This window comes from Exiguobacterium sp. s140 (assembly GCF_018617035.1).
Lineage (GTDB): Bacteria > Bacillota > Bacilli > Exiguobacteriales > Exiguobacteriaceae > Exiguobacterium > Exiguobacterium profundum.
On record NZ_JACSJK010000001.1, the window covers coordinates 1,531,789 to 1,538,359 of the forward strand.

The 6,571-nt window shown below is 47.3% G+C and carries 5 protein-coding genes, 14 tRNA genes, 1 rRNA gene and 1 pseudogene; all 21 read right to left on the minus strand.

The window, feature by feature from the left end; genetic code table 11:
- Positions 1-21: 21 nt before the first annotated feature.
- A complete protein-coding gene (locus KNO61_RS07875) occupies positions 22-897 on the minus strand; it encodes a hypothetical protein (RefSeq protein WP_078146400.1) in 876 nt (291 codons plus the stop codon).
- Positions 894-1,451 (minus strand): DUF5366 family protein, encoded by a 558-nt coding sequence (locus tag KNO61_RS07880; RefSeq protein ID WP_078146399.1) that lies wholly within the window; start codon positions 1,449-1,451, stop codon positions 894-896. Before KNO61_RS07880 ends, KNO61_RS07875 begins: the two co-directional genes overlap by 4 nt.
- Positions 1,452-1,677: 226 nt before the next feature.
- Complete coding sequence (gene trmL / locus KNO61_RS07885) at positions 1,678-2,151, minus strand: tRNA (uridine(34)/cytosine(34)/5-carboxymethylaminomethyluridine(34)-2'-O)-methyltransferase TrmL (protein ID WP_015880908.1); 474 nt, start codon at positions 2,149-2,151, stop codon at positions 1,678-1,680.
- Between the two features lie 12 nt (positions 2,152-2,163).
- Positions 2,164-2,604 (minus strand): methylated-DNA--[protein]-cysteine S-methyltransferase, encoded by a 441-nt coding sequence (locus KNO61_RS07890; RefSeq protein ID WP_214685789.1) that lies wholly within the window; start codon positions 2,602-2,604, stop codon positions 2,164-2,166.
- On the minus strand, positions 2,585-3,733 hold the full coding sequence (gene queG, locus KNO61_RS07895; protein ID WP_214685787.1) for a tRNA epoxyqueuosine(34) reductase QueG: 1,149 nt from the start codon (positions 3,731-3,733) through the stop codon (positions 2,585-2,587). Before queG ends, KNO61_RS07890 begins: the two co-directional genes overlap by 20 nt.
- Positions 3,734-3,800: 67 nt before the next feature.
- Positions 3,801-3,871 (minus strand) — tRNA-Gly (locus KNO61_RS07900).
- Positions 3,872-4,002: 131 nt separating this feature from the next.
- Positions 4,003-5,060: pseudogene (locus KNO61_RS07905) on the minus strand (DUF2332 domain-containing protein).
- A gap of 106 nt (positions 5,061-5,166) precedes the next feature.
- Positions 5,167-5,247, minus strand: a tRNA-Leu gene (locus KNO61_RS07910).
- 9 nt (positions 5,248-5,256) lie between these two features.
- A tRNA-Cys gene (locus tag KNO61_RS07915) sits at positions 5,257-5,330 on the minus strand.
- 9 nt (positions 5,331-5,339) lie between these two features.
- Positions 5,340-5,414: transfer RNA gene (locus KNO61_RS07920), tRNA-Gly, on the minus strand.
- A gap of 4 nt (positions 5,415-5,418) precedes the next feature.
- Positions 5,419-5,493, minus strand: a tRNA-Gln gene (locus tag KNO61_RS07925).
- Positions 5,494-5,500: 7 nt separating this feature from the next.
- Positions 5,501-5,576 (minus strand) — tRNA-His (locus KNO61_RS07930).
- A gap of 16 nt (positions 5,577-5,592) precedes the next feature.
- Positions 5,593-5,663: transfer RNA gene (locus KNO61_RS07935), tRNA-Trp, on the minus strand.
- A gap of 3 nt (positions 5,664-5,666) precedes the next feature.
- Positions 5,667-5,750, minus strand: a tRNA-Tyr gene (locus KNO61_RS07940).
- A gap of 5 nt (positions 5,751-5,755) precedes the next feature.
- Positions 5,756-5,831 (minus strand) — tRNA-Phe (locus KNO61_RS07945).
- A 31-nt stretch (positions 5,832-5,862) separates the two neighbouring features.
- Positions 5,863-5,938, minus strand: a tRNA-Asp gene (locus KNO61_RS07950).
- Between the two features lie 8 nt (positions 5,939-5,946).
- Positions 5,947-6,020, minus strand: a tRNA-Met gene (locus tag KNO61_RS07955).
- A gap of 16 nt (positions 6,021-6,036) precedes the next feature.
- A tRNA-Glu gene (locus KNO61_RS07960) sits at positions 6,037-6,111 on the minus strand.
- An 18-nt stretch (positions 6,112-6,129) separates the two neighbouring features.
- Positions 6,130-6,220, minus strand: a tRNA-Ser gene (locus KNO61_RS07965).
- 11 nt (positions 6,221-6,231) lie between these two features.
- A tRNA-Asn gene (locus KNO61_RS07970) sits at positions 6,232-6,306 on the minus strand.
- A gap of 8 nt (positions 6,307-6,314) precedes the next feature.
- A 5S ribosomal RNA gene (gene rrf, locus KNO61_RS07975) occupies positions 6,315-6,431 on the minus strand.
- Positions 6,432-6,571: the final 140 nt, after the last annotated feature.

A 6,571-nucleotide genomic window follows, 5' to 3' on the forward strand; every position in this document is an offset into this window, starting at 1 on the left:
AAAGTGGACTGACTCCTTTGCTTATGTTCGACGTTCAATCTGAAGTCGATAGGCTCCCCAATGCTCCATTAACTCGTCGTGATCGATGAGTTTCCAAGGATTGAAACGGACTTGACCATGTTTGTTGAAAAAGAGTCCTTCTCGCACACAGTAACTCGCATGAATCAGTTGCCCTTGGTCGTTCCAATACGTCAAGACGTCATTCGACCTTGGCGCATCATCCTTCACGGTTTCGTACTCACTTCTCTTTAGGGTCTGGAGGAATGTCTCCGGATGAACCCATTGGTGAACGACTTGTTCGTTTCCTGTGACCGCAAACAACGTCGCCGCGAGACAGTTACTTCCCTCCTGGGTGGGAAACCGATTTGCATAGTCCGCAAGATGCGAGGCAATCGAGTCATCACCGGGTTCCCCTTCCCAACGATCCCACTCCTTCGCATAGTCGAGCAGAAGAGAATGACGCATCTCGATGTCGAGCGCAATCCAATTTTGCGGATGCAAGACGATGAGATGCGTGCCATTCTTCTCTACAATCATCTCATTCGATAGACGTTTCATCTGCTCGACCGATATCGGCAAAACAAGGCCACGATGGGTCGTCACTTGAAATTCCATTAAACGTGTTTTGACGTGCTCCTGTAACTCCTTCAAAAAGCCAGAGAACGCATGGATGACATAAGTTACGTCTTGACCCATCTGCCACGTCACATATGGATTCGTAATATCGGGTCTACGGTAAAGCGGATGATTGAAAAATTCCTGCCTCGGAATCACGAGACAGGAACTCGGTATATCCTCAAGAAACGAAGAATCAATCCAATACAAGGTTTCCTCTGGGACAAATGATTGACACCACGCTTCAATCACATCCGAGGTCGGTCCAAAAGAATGCTTCATAAGATAATATCTCCGACAGAGTTGAACAAGCGAAGGACCGACCAACCTAACCCGCTGATCAACGTCGCCCACATGACGGCCTGCATAAGCAATAAGCCGATGGCTCGTGGGACGGACATCGATTGGCTTACTTGCCAGACATAGTAAAAGAGATACATCAAGAGCGTTCCTACGAGGACGGCGATGACGGCGAGTAACGTGTTCAAAAAGAGAAAGCTGATTCCAGACCCGATGAGGAAGATGATGGCCCCAGGTTTGAGCCGATGAAGCGACGTGCCATTCGTTTCGCGCGCAAAAAAGGCGAAGCCGAGTTGATTGAACGTATCGGCCACCAATTTGAATGCGCTAAACAACATAAAGAAAATCGTGAAGAATACAACGAGCATGAGCACTTTCGTCTCTTGCACCGATAATAGTTCGATAATTTCACTATATACGCCAATTTGATTCAGCCATTGGATTACGTACTCGGAGGTCGCAATCGCAAGTGACATCGAAAACAAAATAATTCCGATGAGTGGGGCATAGCTCAGTAAGTACACATTCGTTTTCATGTTCCTTCTCCAATTTCACAGTAATTTCTTATATTCAGTGCAATTCACCTACCAAGTATATTATACTATTTATAGTTATGGAGAATAAAAGGGGGATTTTTGGATGGGCCTATTATTGATGGTTGGAATCAGCGTCGTCTTCCTCGCAGCAATTTTGACAGCTGGATATAACCGTAAACCTGAGGGTAACGAATAAGAGCCTGGATTCTTACGAATCCGGCTCTTTTTATTTCAATCCTGCATATCCCTGTTGACGAAGCGCCTCATAGACGATGATGGCTGCTGTATTCGATACGTTCAATGAACGGACGAGGTTCGATTGTGGCAGACGGATGCAGCGATCTAAATTGTTCTCGATGACTTCCATCGGTAACCCTTTCGTCTCACGACCAAAGACGAAGAAATAGTCACCGTCTACATCTGAAACGTCCAAATCACTCGGGTATTGTTCCCCGTACTTCGTAATATAAAAGAACTGACCATCCGGATGCTTCTCCCACAGCTCTTCTAACGAGTCATGATAGCGTACATCGACAAATTGCCAATAGTCGAGACCGGCACGCTTTAACATCTTATCATCCGTCGAGAATCCGAGCGGACGAATCAAATGAAGCACCGAATTCGTCGCCGCACACGTACGTGAGACGTTCCCTGTATTTGCTGGTATTTCTGGTTGAAACATTACGACATGAATTGCCATGGTTGGTTTCCCTCACTTTTTCATTTCAAATTCTAGAAGGCGTTGTTTCTCAGCCAATCCTCCCGCAAAACCGACAAGCTTCCCACTACTTCCAATGACACGGTGACACGGAAATAGAATCGGCAACGGATTTCGATTGAGCGCCTGACCGACGGCGCGAACGGCTTTCGGCCGACCGATTTGTTCAGCAATTTGCTTATATGTGCGTGTCTCGCCATAAGGAATGGTCAAAAGCGCATCCCACACCTCCTGTTGAAACGGTGTCCCGTTCATGTCAACGTAGGCACGATCTGTTTCTTGAAACCCTGTCCGCTCGACTCGCGTCATAAGATTCCGCAACCATTCAGGTGCTTCTTCTGTCGGTTCATGTGTTGTGAACTCCAATTCGGTCAACTTACCTGATCCATTTATCTCGTACATTAGCGGTCCCCACTTAGACGACACGATCTTCATGTGCCCACTCCTCTCGATATATGCGAATCTCTTCATGAACCATATCAGACGTTTCATTCCGTTCAATCTCTTCAAATATCGAATCGGCATCAGGTCCAAGAATCGCACCGATTGCCCAAACAGCCGTCGCGCGCATATCTTCGCGTTCATCCTGTTTAATAAATTCCCTTAAGATTGGAATCGCTGAAAGTTCACGGTAGTGCGCGAGCGCTAAAATCGCATTTCGTTGAATCGGTTTCTTCCCGCGCCATGCGCCTGATAAATGTCCGAACTTTTGTTTGAACTCCCGGTTGCTCAATGTCAGAAGAGGCTCTAAGAGCGGTTTGACAATCTCAGCTTCCGGTAACAATTCTTCATGGTGGCGCCAGTCCTTTTTGCGATTATATGGACAGACTTGCTGACACGTGTCACATCCATATAATCGACCACCAAGCTTCGACCGAAACTCTCGTGGCATCAACGTCTTCATCTGCGTGAGATAGGCGATACAGCGCTTCGCATCGAGGACACCTGGTTCAACAAGGGCCGTCGTCGGACAAGCTGTCATACATTTATCGCAATCCCCACATCCGTCTTCAATTGCTTCATCCGGTGGTAAGTATACATCTAAAATCATTTCGCCCAAATAAAGATAGGATCCTTTCTCAGGAGAGATGATGGAACAGTTTTTCCCACTAAATCCAATCCCCGCACGTTCTGCGACAGCACGGTCGACGAGCTCACCCGTATCGACCATCGAACGCGTTCGCACGTTTGGAACCAATTCTTCAATGTACGCTTGAAGTTTGGCCAATCGATCGCCGACCGCCCGATGGTAATCGAGTCCCCACGAAGCACGAGCAAACAACCCTCGTCTCTCCCCGGCGACACTACGGGGCGCATCTTTTAATTTACTTGGATAGGCGATGGCGATCGCAATGATCGACTGTGCCTCTTCAAGCAGAAGTTCAGGATTTGTGCGTTTCTCTAAATCCGGTTCTTCGAATCCAGAGGCATATCCTTTCTCTTGTTGTCGAATGAGTCGTTGTTTCATGACGATGAACGGATCAGCTGTCGTCACTTTCAACTCATCAATCCCGATGGTTTCGGCATACGCTAAGATTTGTTGTTTTAATGTGTACGGGTCCATTCCGTTCACCTCCTCTATATATTTTCGCATACAAAAAATCTCCCCGCCACTCGGCAGAGAGATATGAAGCGGGTGAAGAGAATCGAACTCTCGTCATCAGCTTGGAAGGCTGAGGTTTTACCATTAAACTACACCCGCATGAAATATTGTTGTCGTTCAAGCGACTATAGTTAATATACACCTATACTATTAATCTGTCAACAGGTATTCGTAAGTTTTTCTAAATTCAATGAAATCAATATGTTAATATATCTTAATCATTCAAAAGATCATGGATGAAACAAAGAATCGAGTGGCGTCAGGATTTGAAATTGACGGCCGTGCCCCTCTGATTCTGCAAACGTAAACGCTGTAAGTTGACCGTCCTGATACAAATCTACATGAAGGAAACGATCTTGGATATTGTTATAGATATGGAAGACGTCTCGTGTTTGTCCAATTCGCTCGACTTGCTTCAAATGTTCTTCTTTGACGGGACGTGACATCTGATTTGCCACGTGTGTATGGAAGATACATAACGTCTCTGTCTCCGACACACGCGATACGAGATCTTGTAGCATCGTCACACCATCCCCTTCAATGAGCGTCACCATATTAAAATTGATTTCATTCATGGCAGCCTGAAGCAGTTGCCGTCGTGTCTCATGCTCTGACCAGATTAACGCATTCAACCATGACCGCTCTGCTTGATCTGTCAAGTCCACAATGTTCAAATCGACACCAATACGCGTTCCGATGTCTAATAGCGTCTTAGCCTCGAGATGGAATGATTCGTTCGATTCGACGGTCGCTGAGATGTTTACTGATGAGATGCTTATCGGGTTGATTGGGACGCCATTATACTCATAAGCGTACTGGTCAACAAATAGTTGAAGCCCTGCACTCGTTCCGATTTCGAGCAGTGCGAGTGATTGCTGCGTCTGTTGTTGAATCTTCGAAAATATCGGATACAAGTAGGCGCATCGTTGAACCTCGTTCGTTTGCACACGACGGGTCCTCAATCGATGACGGATCTCACTTTCGTATGTATGGCAAAAAGCTAAAAAGAGGGAAATACATCTTCAGCTTGTTTTGGATATTTTGTCACGCTAGGATAATAGGTGGCCAACTCATCAGCAGAGTCTTGAATTACCAGTTCATGAACAGATGCAAACAATAGATTTGGAGCAGGTTGTCCCTTTAGTATGTTTTCACACAAAGATAAGAGCCATTCATGCTGGGCCACTTCTCGAGCTAGCACTTCGTATAAGCGACTAGAACCCACACATTCGTTGTCAGCAAATCGGATGAACCGATTCGATTGTTCTGTATATTGAATATCATCCACCTCGTTTCTTCTTGTTTAAAACATTCGAGCTGAATGAATGTCCTTTCTTCTCAAAAAAAAATAGCGAACAGAAAAAAGACCCTAACCTCAGTTAGAGTCATACGGATACCGGTGGTCGGAGTCGAACCGACACTCCAGAGGAACACGATTTTGAGTCGTGCGCGTCTACCAATTCCGCCACACCGGCATATTATGTTGGAGGCGCCAGTCGGAATCGAACCGACGATAAAGGAGTTGCAGTCCTCTGCCTTACCACTTGGCTATGGCGCCAAAAGTCATTGGAGCGGAAGACGGGATTCGAACCCGCGACCCCGACCTTGGCAAGGTCGTATTCTACCACTGAACTACTTCCGCAAAATGGCTGGGCTGGAAGGGATCGAACCTTCGCATGTCGGAATCAAAATCCGATGCCTTACCACTTGGCTACAGCCCAATAATAATGGGGCGACTGAAGGGAATTGAACCCTCGAATGCCGGAATCACAATCCGGTGCGTTAACCACTTCGCCACAATCGCCATGATGAAATTAAAACAGGGGCAGCAGGAATCGAACCCGCGCTGACGGTTTTGGAGACCGTAGTTCTACCGCTAAACTATGCCCCTAAGTGGTGGGGGGGGGCGGATTCGAACCGCCGAACCCGAGGGAGCGGATTTACAGTCCGCCGCGTTTAGCCACTTCGCTACCCCCCCACATATGGTGGCTTTGGACGGAATCGAACCGCCGACACAAGGATTTTCAGTCCTTTGCTCTACCAACTGAGCTACAAAGCCATATGTAGTATGATTGATTCTAAAATAAAAATGGCGGTCTCGACGGGATTCGAACCCGCGATCTTCTGCGTGACAGGCAGACATGTTAACCCCTACACCACGAGACCGGACTTAATTGCGGGGGCCGGATTTGAACCGACGACCTTCGGGTTATGAGCCCGACGAGCTACCAGACTGCTCCACCCCGCGACGATATAAAATTAAATGGTGACCCGTACGGGATTCGAACCCGTGTTACCGCCGTGAAAGGGCGGTGTCTTAACCGCTTGACCAACGGGCCATTACATATTTGAAAAACTGGCGGAGAGCAAGGGATTCGAACCCTTGAGACGGTTTTGCCGCCTACACGAATTCCAATCGTGCTCCTTCGGCCACTCGGACAGCTCTCCAAAAGAGAAAGTGGCTCCGCAAGTAGGATTTGAACCTACGACCTACCGGTTAACAGCCGGTTGCTCTACCACTGAGCTATTGCGGAACGATTTTGCCTGGCAACGTCCTATCCTCACAGGGGGAGATCCCCCAACTACTTTCGGCGCTGAGACGCTTAACTTCCGTGTTCGGCATGGGAACGGGTGTGGCCGTCTCGCTATCGCCACCAGACAAAATGAATATTAACACCGCGTCATACGCATGTCAATATTGTTTTAGGGTTTGTTCCCTGAAAACTGAGGATTCATCAACACAAACCATTAGACTAGATCAAAGCCTCGACCGATTAGTATCATTCAGCTCCACGTGTC